The organism is Pseudomonas sp. Irchel 3H9 (assembly GCF_900187495.1).
In the GTDB taxonomy this organism is placed as follows: Bacteria; Pseudomonadota; Gammaproteobacteria; order Pseudomonadales; family Pseudomonadaceae; genus Aquipseudomonas; species Aquipseudomonas sivasensis.
This window is the reverse complement of the sequence record NZ_FYDK01000002.1, coordinates 278415-292070: the sequence shown is the minus strand read 5'-3', so window position 1 is coordinate 292070 and position 13656 is coordinate 278415. Positions and strand designations below refer to the sequence as shown.

Annotated in this window: 14 protein-coding genes; 7 read left to right on the top strand and 7 right to left on the bottom strand. The window is 60.3% G+C overall.

Translation table 11 applies throughout. The features are described 5' to 3' along the window. Nucleotides 1-64: 64 nt before the first annotated feature. On the bottom strand, nt 65-1240 hold the full coding sequence (locus CKW32_RS07290) for a CaiB/BaiF CoA-transferase family protein (RefSeq protein WP_095184450.1): 1176 nt from the start codon (nt 1238-1240) through the stop codon (nt 65-67). A 157-nt stretch (nt 1241-1397) separates the two neighbouring features. Here CKW32_RS07290 and tusD point away from each other — a divergent pair, with 157 nt between their 5' ends. The 6 genes from tusD (at nt 1398) to CKW32_RS07260 (ending at nt 4834) form a co-directional block, all read left to right on the top strand. Beyond that, nucleotides 1398-1790: a sulfurtransferase complex subunit TusD gene (tusD, locus tag CKW32_RS07285; protein WP_032890039.1), complete on the top strand. Its 393-nt coding sequence runs from the start codon at nt 1398-1400 to the stop codon at nt 1788-1790. 1 nt (nt 1791) lies between these two features. Next, nucleotides 1792-2142 (top strand): sulfurtransferase complex subunit TusC, encoded by a 351-nt coding sequence (gene tusC, locus CKW32_RS07280; protein WP_095184449.1) that lies wholly within the window; start codon nt 1792-1794, stop codon nt 2140-2142. Then, nucleotides 2142-2420, top strand: coding sequence for a sulfurtransferase complex subunit TusB (gene tusB, locus CKW32_RS07275; RefSeq protein WP_032889666.1), 279 nt, complete (start codon nt 2142-2144; stop codon nt 2418-2420). Before tusC ends, tusB begins: the two co-directional genes overlap by 1 nt. Continuing rightward, entirely contained in the window at nt 2417-2752 is a 336-nt protein-coding gene (locus CKW32_RS07270; RefSeq protein ID WP_032889667.1) for a TusE/DsrC/DsvC family sulfur relay protein, read from the top strand. Before tusB ends, CKW32_RS07270 begins: the two co-directional genes overlap by 4 nt. After that, nucleotides 2749-3750 carry a glycosyl transferase family protein gene (locus tag CKW32_RS07265; protein ID WP_095184448.1) on the top strand — a complete coding sequence of 334 codons (1002 nt, stop codon included), beginning with the start codon at nt 2749-2751 and terminating at the stop codon, nt 3748-3750. Before CKW32_RS07270 ends, CKW32_RS07265 begins: the two co-directional genes overlap by 4 nt. A gap of 88 nt (nt 3751-3838) precedes the next feature. Continuing rightward, nucleotides 3839-4834, top strand: a complete 996-nt coding sequence (locus tag CKW32_RS07260) for a glutathione S-transferase family protein (protein ID WP_095184447.1) — start codon at nt 3839-3841, stop codon at nt 4832-4834. Nucleotides 4835-4950: 116 nt separating this feature from the next. On the opposite strand, the gene cysG is transcribed toward CKW32_RS07260, so the two are convergent. The 6 genes from cysG to CKW32_RS07230 are packed head-to-tail and all read right to left on the bottom strand — an operon-like array spanning nt 4951 to nt 12449. Beyond that, complete coding sequence (gene cysG, locus CKW32_RS07255; RefSeq protein WP_032889670.1) at nt 4951-6345, bottom strand: siroheme synthase CysG; 1395 nt, start codon at nt 6343-6345, stop codon at nt 4951-4953. Then, nucleotides 6346-7626, bottom strand: coding sequence for a serine--tRNA ligase (gene serS / locus CKW32_RS07250; protein WP_032889671.1), 1281 nt, complete (start codon nt 7624-7626; stop codon nt 6346-6348). 16 nt (nt 7627-7642) lie between these two features. Beyond that, nucleotides 7643-8017 (bottom strand): fluoride efflux transporter CrcB, encoded by a 375-nt coding sequence (gene crcB, locus CKW32_RS07245; RefSeq protein WP_032889672.1) that lies wholly within the window; start codon nt 8015-8017, stop codon nt 7643-7645. Further along, entirely contained in the window at nt 8017-9339 is a 1323-nt protein-coding gene (locus CKW32_RS07240; protein WP_032889673.1) for a replication-associated recombination protein A, read from the bottom strand. The genes crcB and CKW32_RS07240 overlap by 1 nt, the downstream gene beginning before the upstream one ends. Nucleotides 9340-9362: 23 nt before the next feature. Beyond that, complete coding sequence (lolA, locus tag CKW32_RS07235) at nt 9363-9986, bottom strand: outer membrane lipoprotein chaperone LolA (RefSeq protein ID WP_032889674.1); 624 nt, start codon at nt 9984-9986, stop codon at nt 9363-9365. Nucleotides 9987-10040: 54 nt separating this feature from the next. Beyond that, the gene (locus CKW32_RS07230) at nt 10041-12449 is read right to left on the bottom strand and encodes a DNA translocase FtsK (RefSeq protein ID WP_032889675.1); all 2409 of its coding nucleotides are present in this window, start codon (nt 12447-12449) and stop codon (nt 10041-10043) included. Between the two features lie 497 nt (nt 12450-12946). On the opposite strand from CKW32_RS07230, the gene aat reads away from it, so the two are divergent. Beyond that, nucleotides 12947-13627, top strand: a complete 681-nt coding sequence (gene aat, locus CKW32_RS07225; RefSeq protein WP_032889676.1) for a leucyl/phenylalanyl-tRNA--protein transferase — start codon at nt 12947-12949, stop codon at nt 13625-13627. Nucleotides 13628-13656 lie beyond the last annotated feature (29 nt).

The window sequence follows — 13656 nt, the reverse complement described above, 5'->3', positions numbered from 1 at the left end:
TTTGATCGTATTCACAGGCCTGAATGTGGGAGGGGGCTTGCTCCCGATAGCGTCCGCCCAGCCACTACATAATCACCTTGGAGCTGCGCAGCTCGCTGATGCGCGGCGGGCTCAAGCCCAGCTCCGCCAACACTTCATCACTGTGCGCGCCAACGGCGACGCCAATGTGCCGGGGCGCTGGCAACCCGTCCGAAAACTTTAACGGGCAGGCAATCTGCGCCTGGCTCGAGCCATCGCCCCTGGGCACCTGGCTGACCAGTGCCCGCGCCTTTAACTGCGGATGGGCAACGGCTTCGCTGAGCGTCAGCACAGGTTCAACGCAGGCATCAACCCCGGCAAACAGCTCGCACAATTCCTCGAAACTGCGCTTCTCGAACTCCACCTGCAAGGCCTGCTTAAGCGCCGGCTGCCGCTCTGGCTTCAAACCCTGCGCGGCCAGCTCCGGGCGCCCCAACGCTTCACACAATTGCTGCATAAATGCCGGCTCCAGGCTGCCCACCGACATCCAGCGCCCATCGCGCGAGCGGTAGTAATCGTAGAAACTCCCGCCATTGAGCACATGGCCTTCCCATTCCGGCTCCGCACCACAGGCGAGATAACCCGCCCCAGCCATGGCATTCAAGCTGAACGAGCAATCGGTCATGCTTACATCCAGGTATTGCCCGACGCCACTTTGCTGCCGGGCGATAACGGCAGCCAGCAACCCCACCACCGCATGCAGCGAACCCCCGCCCACGTCCGCCAACTGCACACCCAACGGCAGCGGCCCGCTGTCCTGGCGCCCGGTATAGCTGGCCACGCCTGCCAGTGCCAGGTAGTTGATATCGTGGCCGGCGCGATCCTTATACGGGCCGGTCTGGCCATAACCGGTGATCGACACATAAATCAGCCGGGGATTAATCGCCTTCAATGCCTCATACCCCAGGCCCAAGCGTTCCATCACGCCGGGGCGAAACTGTTCGAGCACGATGTCGTAGTCTTTGACCAGCGCCCGCACAATCTCCAAGGCCTCGACCTGCTTGAGGTCCAGCGCCAGGCTGCGTTTATTGCGATTGAGGTAGGCATGGCTTGCCGAGGTGCCCTGATCATGGGGCGGCAAGACCCGCAGCATGTCCAGGCGCGTGGGCGATTCGATACGCAGCACCTCGGCGCCCATGTCCGCCAGCATCAACGAAGCAAACGGGCCGGGCAGCAAGGTGGAAAAATCCAGCACTTTGAGGGACGCCAAGGGACCTGACATGGGGACTCCACTTTCGGTTCGAATGCCCACAGACTAGGCAGCCTTGCGCCTACCGGCAATCGTCAGAACGATCACCGACAGTGACCGTTTTGATCACGGCGGGCTTTTTCGCGACGGCGGCTTTATCATTGGCCTACGTTTGCTTGCCGAGTGTTCCATGAAGTTCGCGATTGCCCTGTATTCCGCCGCCCACGCGCCCTCTTCGCGCCGCGCCTTGCTCTTCGCCCAGGCGGCGTTGGCCGGTGGGCATGAGATTGTGCGGTTGTTTTTTTATCAGGATGGCGTTTACAGCGCGTCCAACAACCTCGTAGCGCCCCAAGATGAGCAGGACATTGCCCGCCAATGGCGTGAGTTTGTCAGCACTCATCAGCTCGACGGCGTGGTATGCATCGCCGCCGCCCTGCGTCGTGGCGTGCTCAACAGCGAAGAGGCCACGCGCTATCAACGCAGCGCAGTGAACCTGGATGCACCGTGGACGCTGTCAGGCCTGGGGCAATTGCATGATGCAATCCAGGATGCCGACCGCCTGATCTGTTTTGGAGGGCCGTGAAATGTCCAAATCCTTATTGCTGATCAGCCGTCAGGCGCCGTGGTCCGGGCCGAGCGCACGGGAAGCGCTGGATATCGTGCTGGCGGGTGGCGCCTTTGATCTGCCCATCGGCTTGCTGTTCATGGATGACGGCGTGTTCCAGCTCGCGCCGCACCAGAACGCCAAGGCCGTGCAACAAAAGGACCTCAGTGCCAACCTGCAGGCATTGGAGCTGTTCGGCATCGACGATGTGTTTGTCTGCCGCCACAGCATGGCCGTGCGTGGCTTGACGCCGCCAACCGAAGCGCAACCGTTGAGCAACGACGCTATTTCCCAATTGATTGACCGTTACGGCCAGGTAATTACCCTCTGATGTCGACTTTACACGTGGTGTCTCACTCCCCGTTTACCGATAGCCGCCTCGACAGCTGCCTGCGTATCTGCGGCGCCGAGGACGCGATCCTGCTGTGCGGCGACGGCGCCTACGGCCTGCACGCCCCAGCCCTGCAAACCAAGGGCGTGAAGGTCTTTGTGCTGGCCGAAGACATGCAGGCGCGCAACCTGCCATTACCGGACTGGGCCGACAGCGTGGACTATCCCGGTTTCGTGCAACTGTCGATCGACTACGACAAGGTCAACACCTGGCTATGAACACCCTGACCGTGGGCGAGCGCCGCCTCGAACTGGACAAGGACGGCTACCTCGTCGACCTGAACGACTGGTCCACCGAGGTGGCCAACGCCCTGGCCACCGCCGAAAACCTGGTATTGACTGCGGCGCACTGGGAAATCCTCGAACTGTTGCGCGGCTTTTACGCCGAATTCCAGCTGTCCCCAGCCACGCGCCCGCTGATCAAGTACACCGCCTTGAAGCTAGGCCCGGACAAAGGCAACAGCCTGCACCTCAACCAATTGTTCAACGGCACTCCCGCCAAACTCGCCGCCAAGCTGGCGGGCCTGCCCCGGCCGACGAATTGCTTATGACCGACTTCTCCCCACTGACCCTGCAAACTCCTGCCGAGCACCCATTTGCGCAATTCGTACGCATCCTGGGCAAAGGCAAGCGCGGCGCGCGTAACCTCACCCGCGAAGAAGCCCGCGAAGCCATGGGCATGTTGCTCGACGAAAAAGTCGAAGACACCCAACTGGGCGCCTTCCTGATGCTGCTTCGGCACAAGGAAGAAAGCCCGGAAGAACTCGCCGGTTTCACCGAAGCCGTGCGCGAGCGCCTGGATGCCCCCACACTGAATGTCGACGTCGACTGGCCCACCTATGCCGGCAAGAAACGCCACCTGCCGTGGTTCCTGCTGGCAGCCAAATGCCTGGCGCAGAACGGTGTGCGCATCCTGATACACGGCGGCGGCGCCCATACGGCGGGCCGGCTGTACACCGAGCAGCTGCTGGATACCCTGCACATTCCCCTGTGCCGAAACTGGCAACAGGTCGGTACGGCGTTTGAGCACGCAAACCTCGCATTTATCCCGCTGGGCGACTGGGCACCACAACTGCAACGCATGATCGATTTGCGCAACACCTTGGGTCTTCGCTCGCCGATCCACTCGCTGGCGCGGCTGCTCAACCCGTTGAATGCCCGTTGCGGCCTGCAAAGCATCTTTCATCCGGGCTACCAGGGCGTGCACCGCGATGCCAGCGGGCTGCTCGGGGATAACGTGATTGTGGTGAAAGGCGACGGTGGCGAGATAGAGATCAACCCCGACACTATCAGCCACCTGTACGGCACCACCGGCGGCGAGAGCTGGGATGAAGAATGGCCCGCCCTCTCCGCCCAGCGCCACGTCAAGCCGGCAACGCTGGAGCCTGAGCACTTGAAGGCCGTATGGCGCGGCGATGCAGAGGACAGCTACCCGCAGCTGGCGCTGATCGCCACCATGGCCCTGGCCTTGCGCGGCCTTGACCACCCGCGGGAGCAGGCGTTCGAACTGGCGCAGCAATATTGGGAAGCACGGGATAAATCGATTTAATCGATCATTCATCCGCACTCTTTGCGCTTTTAGTTCGAACTCATCCCTTTAGACTGGGCTCCAACGCTTATTAGCCAAGGAGCCAGTCATGGGTTTGCTGATCGAAGGACACTGGAAAGACCAGTGGTACGAAAGTAGCGCAGACGGCGCTTTCCAACGGGAACAGGCACAGCGGCGCCACTGGGTGACCGCCGATGGCCAACCTGGCCCGAGCGGCGAAGGCGGCTTTAAGGCCGAGGCCGGTCGTTATCACCTCTATGTGTCCCTGGCCTGCCCATGGGCGCACCGCACGCTGATCATGCGCAAGCTCAAGGGCCTGGAAAGCCTGATCGATCTGTCCGTAGTCAGTTGGCTGATGCTGGAAAACGGCTGGACCTTCGACAAGGCCCACGGCTCGACCGGCGATAAGCTGGATAATTTCGAATTTATGCACCAACGCTACACCGCCGACACAGCCGACTACACCGGCCGCGTGACCGTGCCGGTCCTGTGGGACAAGAAGCTCAAACGCATCGTCAGCAATGAATCGGCGGAGATCATCCGCATGTTCAACAGCGCCTTCAACGGACTGACTGGCAATACCCTGGATTTCTATCCCGACTCCCTACGTACAACCATCGATGAGCTGAACGAGCGGATCTACCCGGCCGTGAACAATGGCGTGTACCGCGCAGGTTTTGCCACCTCACAAAAAGCGTATGAAAGCGCGTTTGATGATGTGTTTGCTGAACTGGACCATCTGGAACAGCACTTGGGCGACCATCGCTACCTCGCCGGCGAGTACCTGACCGAGGCGGACGTGCGCCTATTCACCACGCTGATTCGTTTTGATGCGGTGTATTACAGCCACTTCAAATGCAATTTGCGACGGATTGCCGATTATCCGAACTTGTCGAACTGGCTGAGGGAGATGTTTCAGTGGCCGGGGGTGGCCGAGACGGTGGATTTTGAGCACATCAAGGGGCATTACTATGCCAGTCACCGCACGATCAACCCGACGGGGATTGTGCCAAAGGGGCCGTTGCAGAGGTTTGATGCTGGGCACGATCGCCAGCGGTTGAGTGGCGAAGGCGTCTGGCGCTGATTCAGGAAATGCGCTGTGTGTGATGGTCTCATCGGGAGCAAGCCCCCTTCCACATTTGGAACTGTGAATACAGTAAAAATGTGGGAGGGGACTTGCTCCCGATGTTTTTAAAAGGCTCAGACCTGAGACTGGGCGCCTTCAAACCACTTCAGCTTCTCACGCAACACTACCACCTCACCCACGATCACCAGCGTCGGCGCATGCACTTCATGCTCCGCCACCATGCGTGGCAAGTCCGCCAGCGTGCCGGTGAACACGCGCTGGTTGGAGGTGGTGCCCTGCTGGATTAACGCCGCCGGGGTATCAGAAGCACGGCCATGCTTGATCAGTTGCTCGCAGATAATCGGCAAGCCAATCAAGCCCATGTAGAACACTAGGGTTTGCGACGGCCCCACGAGATCACTCCAAGGCAGATCCGACGTCCCGTTCTTCAAATGCCCGGTGATAAAACGTACTGACTGCGCATAGTCACGGTGGGTCAGCGGAATACCCGCATAGGCCGCGCAGCCGCTGGCCGCCGTGATTCCTGGTACCACCTGGAACGGGATGCCATGGGCCGCCAGCTCTTCGATCTCCTCACCACCACGCCCGAAGATGAACGGATCGCCACCCTTGAGGCGCAACACGCGCTTGCCTTGCTTGGCCAGGTCCACCAGTTGCTGGTTGATCTGGTCCTGCGGCACAGCGTGGTCTGCGCGACGCTTGCCGACATACACACGTTCGGCATCGCGGCGGCACAGGTCAAGAATCGCCGGGGCGACCAAGCGGTCATAAAGCACCACGTCCGCTTGCTGCATCAGACGCAGCGCACGGAAGGTCAACAGGTCGGGATCGCCCGGGCCTGCACCCACCAGGTAGACCTCACCCGGCGCATACGGCGGTGCGCCGTTGACCTTTTCAATCAGTAGACGCTCAGCCTCATCACCCTGCCCAGCCAACTGGCGGTCGGCAATCGGGCCCTGGAACACTTCTTCCCAGAACGCACGACGCTGCTGCACATCCGGATACAAGCCTTTGACCTGGGCACGAAAACGCGCCGCTAGCCCCGCCAACTGGCCGTAGGTGGACGGAATCCAGGTTTCCAGCTTGGCGCGGATCAAGCGTGCCAGCACCGGCGCATCGCCGCCGCTGGACACCGCAATCACCAAGGGAGAACGGTCGACAATTGCCGGGAAGATCACACTGCACAAGGCCGGTGCGTCCACCACATTGACCGGTACACAGCGACGCTTGGCATCACTGGACACTTGCGCATTCAGTGGCTCGTCGTCGGTGGCGGCGATGATCAGGGTGCAACCATCAAGGTCGGCCTCCTGATAACCGCGCACAATCAGTTCCCCGCCACTGCCCAGCACCAATTCACGCAACTGGTCTTCGATCTGGGGAGCAACCACCCGCAGCACCGCACCGGCGTCGGCCAGCAGCCGGGATTTGCGCAAAGCAATCTCCCCGCCACCAACGACCAACACACGGCTGCCGCGCAGGTTATGAAACAGCGGCAGAAATTCCATTTAGCCGATGACCTCAACGCCCGCCATGTAAGGCTTGAGCACTTCAGGTACACGGATCGAACCGTCAGCCTGCTGGTAGTTTTCCAGCACGGCAACCAGGGTACGACCTACAGCCAGGCCCGAACCGTTGAGGGTGTGCACCAGTTCCGGCTTGCCGGTTTCCGGGTTACGGAAACGCGCCTGCATCCGACGGGCCTGGAAATCACCGCAGTTGGAGCACGACGAGATCTCGCGGTACTTGTCCTGGCTCGGCACCCACACTTCCAGATCGTAGGTCTTCACGGCGCTGAAACCCATGTCGCCGGTGCACAGAGCCAGCACTCGGTACGGCAGCTCCAGCAGTTGCAGCACGCGTTCGGCGTTGGCGGTCAGGCCTTCCAGGGCTTCCATGGAGGTCGACGGCTCAACTACTTGCACCATCTCTACCTTGTCGAACTGGTGCTGGCGGATCATGCCGCGAGTATCACGGCCCGATGCACCGGCTTCACTGCGGAAGCACGGGCTGTGGGCCACGAACTTGAGTGGAAGTTGCTTGGCATCGAGGATCTCGCCAGCGACGATGTTGGTCAGCGACACTTCAGCAGTCGGGATCAGGTACAGATCGGCTTCACCATCGCGGCTGATCTTGAACAGGTCTTCTTCGAACTTCGGCAACTGGCTGGTACCCATGAGCGCCGGACCTTGAACCAGGTACGGGGTGTAGGCCTCTTCGTAGCCGTGCTCGCCGGTGTGCAGGTTGATCATGAATTGCGCCAAGGCACGGTGCATGCGCGCAATCGGACCGCGCAGCAACGCAAAGCGCGCGCCGGACATCTTGGCGGCGGTTTCGAAATCCAGGCCACCGGTCAATTCGCCCAGGGCGACGTGGTCCTTGATCTCGAAATCAAAGGCTTTTGGCGTGCCCCAGCGGCGCACTTCGACGTTGCCGTCTTCGTCTTCGCCAACGGGCACAGACTCGTGCGGAATGTTGGGGATGCCCAGCAGGATCGAATCCAGCTCGGATTGGATCTTGTCCAGCTCGACCTTGCCGTCGGACAGCTCGGTGCCCATACGCTCGACGTCCGCCATCAGCGGCGCGATGTCTTCGCCGCGCTGCTTGGCCTGACCGATGGATTTGGAACGCGCATTACGCTCAGCCTGCAGTGCTTCGGTGCGGGTCTGGACGGTCTTGCGCTGTTCTTCCAGCGCTTCGATGCGCGCAACATCCAAGGCAAAGCCACGGGATGCCAGGCGGTCCGCTACGTCCTGAAGGTTGCTACGTAACAGTTTGGAATCGAGCATGTCGGTCTCTCGTTTATCAAAGTTTGGTCAAGGACAGGCCAGCCCAGGTGGCGAGCAGCCCGCCGAACACGCTGATGCCCAGGTACCCGAAGGCGACCAGGGCCTGCCCGCTTTCCAGCAAGCGCAGCGTATCCAGTGAAAAGGATGAAAAGGTCGTCAGACCGCCTACAAAGCCGACAATCAAGCCGGCACGAATTTCAATCGGTATTTCCGGGCGCAACAGGAACCAGCCGTACAGCAACCCAATGATCAAGCAGCCAACAAGGTTGACCGCAAGGGTTGCGGCATAAAAATGCTTAGGCCAGTTGGCGCTCACCCAAGTACCGGTGGCGAAACGCAATAATGTACCAGCGATGCCGGCTGCGGACACGGCAAGAATCGTCTTGAGCACTACTTTCTCCGCTGTTTGGGGCTGAGGCGATCGAGTTGGGCCAGGTGATTGAGTTTTTCACCGATTTTCAGCTCCAGGCCACGGGGCACCGGCTGGTAGAGCGGCAATGGCTCAAGCTCATCTGGGAAGTAGTCTTCGCCGGCGGCATAGGCGTCCGGCTCATCGTGGGCATAGCGGTATTCATCGCCGTAGCCCAATTGTTTCATCAACTTGGTCGGCGCATTGCGCAGGTGCAGCGGCACTTCAAGGGAGCCGTGCTCGGCGGCAGCACGTAGCGCCGCCTTGAAGCCCATGTACACCGCGTTGCTTTTCGGCGCGCAGGCCAAGTAAGTGATGGCCTGGGCCACCGCCAACTCACCTTCCGGGCTGCCGAGCCGCTCCTGCACGTCCCACGCCGCCAGACACAGGCTCAAGGCGCGCGGGTCAGCGTTGCCAATGTCTTCGCTGGCCATGCGTACCACGCGGCGCGCCAGGTACAAGGGGTCGCAGCCGCCGTCGATCATCCGCGCAAACCAATACAGCGCGCCGTCAGGGTTGGAGCCGCGCACAGATTTGTGCAGCGCCGAAATCTGGTCGTAGAACGCTTCACCGCCCTTGTCGAACCGACGACGTGTGTCGCCAAGCAGGCTTTGCAACAGGTCGACGCCAATCTCGCTGCCATCCTCGGCCAGGTCCGACGCATTCTCCAGCAGGTTGAGAAAACGGCGACCGTCGCCATCGGCAGCGGTTAGCAGGATCTTGAAGCCTTCTTCGCTGACACTCAGTTGGCGCTTGCCCAGGCCCTTGTCTTCACTCAACGCGCGGTGCAGCAGCTTTTGCATCGCCGCTTCATCGAGGCTCTTGAGCACATACACTCGCGCCCGCGACAGCAAGGCGTTATTCAATTCGAAGGACGGGTTTTCGGTAGTAGCGCCGATAAAGATCAGCGTGCCATCTTCGACATAAGGCAGGAACGCATCCTGCTGCGACTTGTTGAAGCGATGCACTTCGTCGACAAACAGGATGGTGCGCTTACCGTATTGCCCAGCCTGCTGCTTAGCCACTTCCACCGCCTGGCGGATTTCCTTGACCCCGGCCAGCACCGCAGAAACCGTTTCGAAGTGCGCATCCGAGACTTTCGCCAGCAGCCGCGCCAGAGTGGTTTTACCCACGCCCGGCGGGCCCCAGAAAATCATCGAATGCAGCGCGCCCTGCTCCAGGGCTTCGCGCAAAGGCTTGCCGCGAGCGAGCAGGTGTTCCTGACCGACGTACTCATCCAGGTTGGTCGAACGCAAACGCGCGGCCAGGGGTTGGGCAATCGGGTCACTTCGAAACAGATCCATGGGCAGCGTTTAAAACCTCTGGTTTATTCCTGGATCACGTCGGCACCCTTGGGGATGTCGAACTTGAACTTGGAAGCAGGCACCGGCTCGTTGGCCTTGACCCCGGAGAACAGGATATCGGTGCGTTGGCCGACGCTGTCGATCAGGCGCATGTTATTGATCACGCCGTTACCGAAAGACAGGTGCAGGCTGTCAAACAGCGTGTCCTTGGACTTCGGCTTGAGGGTGAATTCGATCACGTTGCTGGTTTGCTTGGAGGTGATGTCGAAGCTGTCGTTAATCTTCGACACATCACCCGACAGCAACAGCGCAGGCGTCTGATTCAGGCGCGGGTCGAGCTTCTTGATAGTCGCCTGTTCCAGATCCGGGTCCCACAACGTGACCTTCTGGCCGTCGGAAACGATGGTCTGCTCAGCCTTCCCTTCGGTGTGCCAGTAGAACAGCCCCGGACGCTGCACAGCCATTTCGCCTGCCGTTTCCTGCAAACGGGTACCGCCGGCATCCAGGGTCAGTTGGGAGAAGCGCGCCGTCAGGGTCTTGGATTTGTCCAGCAGGTTGGTCAGGCTGGCGACAGAGGCCGGGTCAGCGTGAGCCGAAACAGCGGTCAGGGCCAGTGCCGGCAACAACAGCATGCGGATAAAGCGCATGGGAGTCCTCATTGAGTCGTAAGGGCGCGCCGCGTGCTGCCACGCGGCGCGGGATCAGTCGCGCATCTGCCCAGGGGCAATGACTTCACGCGAGCCGTTGGTGTTCATTGCGGTGACGACGCCGGCGTTTTCCATCGCTTCGATCATGCGGGCGGCGCGGTTGTAGCCGATTTTCAGCTTGCGCTGAACTGCAGAAATCGACGCGCGACGGCTTTCCAGCACAAACGCCACGGCTTCGTCGTACAGGGCGTCGGTCTCGGCATCATCGTCGCCACCGCTGCTGCCACCGTCGAAACCGCTGCCAGCTTCTTCGACGCCGGCGAGGATGTCGTCGTTGTATTCGGGTGCGCCGCGCAGCTTCCAGGCTTCCACCACGCGGTGCACTTCATCATCGGAAACAAAGGCGCCGTGTACGCGAATCGGCAGGCTGGTGCCCGGTGGCATGTAGAGCATGTCGCCGTGACCCAACAGTTGCTCGGCGCCACCCTGGTCGATAATGGTCCGCGAGTCGATCTTGCTCGATACCTGGAACGCCATGCGCGTCGGGATGTTGGCCTTGATCAGACCGGTGATCACGTCCACCGACGGACGCTGGGTGGCGAGGATCAAGTGAATACCTGCTGCCCTCGCTTTCTGGGCGATACGCGCGATCAGCTCTTCAACCTTCTTGCCGACGATCATCATCATGTCGGCGAACTCGTCGACCACCACCACGATGGTCGGCAGCTTGCTCAGCAGTGGCGCTTCGTCGTGAATGCTTTCGCGTTTGTACAACGGGTCGGTCAGCGGTGTGCCGGCGTCCTGGGCTTCCTTGACCTTGGCGTTGAAGCCCGACAGGTTACGTACACCCATCTTCGCCATCAGCTTGTAGCGGCGCTCCATCTCGGCAACGCTCCAGCGCAGGGCGTTGGCGGCGTCCTTCATGTCGGTTACCACTGGGCACAGCAGATGTGGAATGCCTTCGTAGATCGACAGTTCAAGCATCTTCGGGTCGATCATGATCAGCTTGGCGTCTTCCGGGCCGGACTTGAACAGGATCGATAGGATCATCGCGTTCACGCCCACCGACTTACCGGAACCGGTGGTACCGGCGACCAGCAGGTGAGGCATTTTCGCCAGGTCAGTGATAACCGGCTTTCCGCCGATGTCATGGCCCAGCGCCAGGGTGACCGGCGATTTGAAGTTGTCGTATTCCGGCGTCGACAGTACTTCGGAGAAGCGCACGATCTGGCGGTCTTCGTTGGGAATCTCGATACCCACGGTGGTCTTGCCGGGGATCACTTCCACCACGCGCACGCTGGTCACGGCCAGGGAACGGGCCAAGTCTTTGGCCAAGTTGGAGATGCGGCTGACTTTCACACCAGCGGCCGGCTGAATTTCGTAACGGGTAATCACCGGGCCAGGGTGGATCGAGTCCACCGACACTTCGACGCCGAATTCCTTGAGCTTGATTTCCAGCAAGTGGCCGACAGCCGCCAGGGATTCGGGGGAATAGTTGAGCTGTTTCTTTTCAGCCGGGTCGAGAATCGAGATCGGCGGCAAGGTGCCTTCGACAGCGCTATCGACAAACAACGGCGCCTGTTTCTCTTTCTGCACGCGATGGCTTGGCTCGGGGGCCTTGGGCGGCGCAGGTGCAATCACAGGCGGCACCTGCTTCTCGCGGTCGGACATGTGCTTGCTCAGGGCCTGTTCGCGCTCGATCAGGCGCTCCTTGACCTTGGCCTGTTCGCGGCGATCCGGTGTGCTTGGGGCTACGACTTCGTTGACGCGAGTATCCACTTCACGCAACTGAGCCACCATGCGTTTGCGGTCAACACGAGCGGACCACCAACGGTTGGCGGCGCCCTGGAATAATTCGAGCAGGTCGAGGGTGATCTTGCCTGTCACGTCCATCACCTTGAACCACGAGAGGTCGGTGAACACCGTGAGGCCGAACAGGAAAAGCGCAATGAACATCAGAGTGCTGCCCTGGATATTCAGGGTCTTGCGCGCCAGGTCGCCGAGGCTTTCGCCCAAGGCCCCGCCCGCGCCCGCCGGCAAACCGGTGGGCGCATGGAAATGAATATGGGCCAGCGCCGCGCCGGAGAGCACCAGGAACACCAGACCGATCAGGCGCCAGGAGAACAGCCAGCCGCTCCACTGCCACGGCTCGTGACGCTGACGGAAGATCTGCCAGGTCTTGATCGCCAGCAGCAGCGGGAAGATGTAAGCAAAGTAACCCAGCACCATGAAGAGGATGTCGGCGCTGTAGGAACCCACCGGACCGCCGAAGTTTTGCACATCGTCTATCTTGCTGTTGTGGCTCCAGCCCGGATCGTCCTTGCCGTAGGTGAGCAAGGCCATCATCAGGAACAAGCACAGCGCGCCGATAGCGATCAGCGCGCCTTCCTTGAGTCGATAATGCAGGTGCTGGCGCCAAGCCGGCACGACTGCTGCTTTAGGTGTTGCGGCGGATTTCTTCAAAACGGGTCTTTTCCTGCGCCTTTAGCGCGTCCATCTGTTGAATGACTGCAAATACTGCCCAATCCGAGCAGTTGAAAAATAAACGATCGTCGTTGAATCTACGTTTAACACTGGGCAATTGCTGAATGAAAGGACGATAACGCCACAATGGCCGCATTGTACGGGTTTGTACCCCCGATGCCACGCCACTTGGCTTTCTTCAGGCAGCATAGCCAATTGTGTGTCACGACATGTTCAATTTGAGCATGCATTGTCTTTGCTGACAAAGGCTTATGAACTGTTTTTACTAATCCAGACAAGCTTGGCAAATGGCCTGCATGGGCCGGCCCCGAATACGACCACACCCCCGGCATAGAGTTGCAGAAACACCCGCTCACGCTAATACGCATCAATGGCTGATTCAAGCTGGCCCGATGGCGCTGCGTCGACAATAATCAGCACTGCCGAGGCGGGTGCCATACCTGCCACTCCCCTCCCCTTCCATAAGCCTGGATGCCATGCTGACCTGGTTACAACGCAATACCCTGACCTTCCCACCGCTGGCCAAAGCTATGCGCGAACCCAATGGCCTGCTCGCCGCCGGCGGCGACCTGTCGGCCGAGCGACTAGTCCAAGCCTACCGGCATGGCTGCTTCCCATGGTTCTCGGAGGGTCAACCGATCCTCTGGTGGTCTCCGGACCCGCGCACGGTGATCTTCCCTGACGAGCTGCACGTATCCCGCAGCCTGAGCAAGCTGTTACGCCAGCAGCGCTACAGCGTGACATTCGACCAGGACTTCGCAGCAGTCATCCAAGCCTGCGCCGCACCGCGCGCCTATGCCGATGGCACCTGGATCACCGAAGGCATTCAGAGCGCCTACCTGGAGTTGCACAAACGCGGCCATGCACACTCGGTAGAAGTATGGGACGAAGGGGTGCTGGTGGGAGGCCTGTATGGCCTAGCGATGGGCCAACTGTTTTTTGGCGAATCCATGTTCAGCCGCGCCGACAATGCCTCAAAATTCGGCTTCGCCACACTGACACGACAATTACAGGCCTGGGGCTTTGTGCTGATCGACTGCCAGATGCCCAACGATCACTTGCACAGCTTGGGTGCCCGCGCCATTCCTCGCACTGAGTTCGCCGGTTTTCTACGCGACCACTTGGACCAGCCCAACACCGGACCATGGGTTTCTTAGACGACATCCGCGCACCTGGCTTACACTTA

Excerpts from the sequence above, each read along its gene's own strand:
- CKW32_RS07290 (WP_095184450.1), bottom strand. The coding sequence starts at position 1,240 with ATGTCAGGTCCCTTGGCGTCCCTCAAAGTGCTGGATTTTTCCACCTTG.
- tusB (WP_032889666.1), top strand. The coding sequence starts at position 2,142 with ATGTCGACTTTACACGTGGTGTCTCACTCCCCGTTTACCGATAGCCGC.
- cysG (WP_032889670.1), bottom strand. The coding sequence starts at position 6,345 with ATGGAATTTCTGCCGCTGTTTCATAACCTGCGCGGCAGCCGTGTGTTG.
- CKW32_RS07240 (WP_032889673.1), bottom strand. The coding sequence starts at position 9,339 with ATGGATCTGTTTCGAAGTGACCCGATTGCCCAACCCCTGGCCGCGCGT.
- serS (WP_032889671.1), bottom strand. The coding sequence starts at position 7,626 with ATGCTCGATTCCAAACTGTTACGTAGCAACCTTCAGGACGTAGCGGAC.
- aat (WP_032889676.1), top strand. The coding sequence starts at position 12,947 with ATGCTGACCTGGTTACAACGCAATACCCTGACCTTCCCACCGCTGGCC.
- tusC (WP_095184449.1), top strand. The coding sequence starts at position 1,792 with ATGTCCAAATCCTTATTGCTGATCAGCCGTCAGGCGCCGTGGTCCGGG.
- CKW32_RS07270 (WP_032889667.1), top strand. The coding sequence starts at position 2,417 with ATGAACACCCTGACCGTGGGCGAGCGCCGCCTCGAACTGGACAAGGAC.
- CKW32_RS07265 (WP_095184448.1), top strand. The coding sequence starts at position 2,749 with ATGACCGACTTCTCCCCACTGACCCTGCAAACTCCTGCCGAGCACCCA.
- tusD (WP_032890039.1), top strand. The coding sequence starts at position 1,398 with ATGAAGTTCGCGATTGCCCTGTATTCCGCCGCCCACGCGCCCTCTTCG.
- CKW32_RS07260 (WP_095184447.1), top strand. The coding sequence starts at position 3,839 with ATGGGTTTGCTGATCGAAGGACACTGGAAAGACCAGTGGTACGAAAGT.
- lolA (WP_032889674.1), bottom strand. The coding sequence starts at position 9,986 with ATGCGCTTTATCCGCATGCTGTTGTTGCCGGCACTGGCCCTGACCGCT.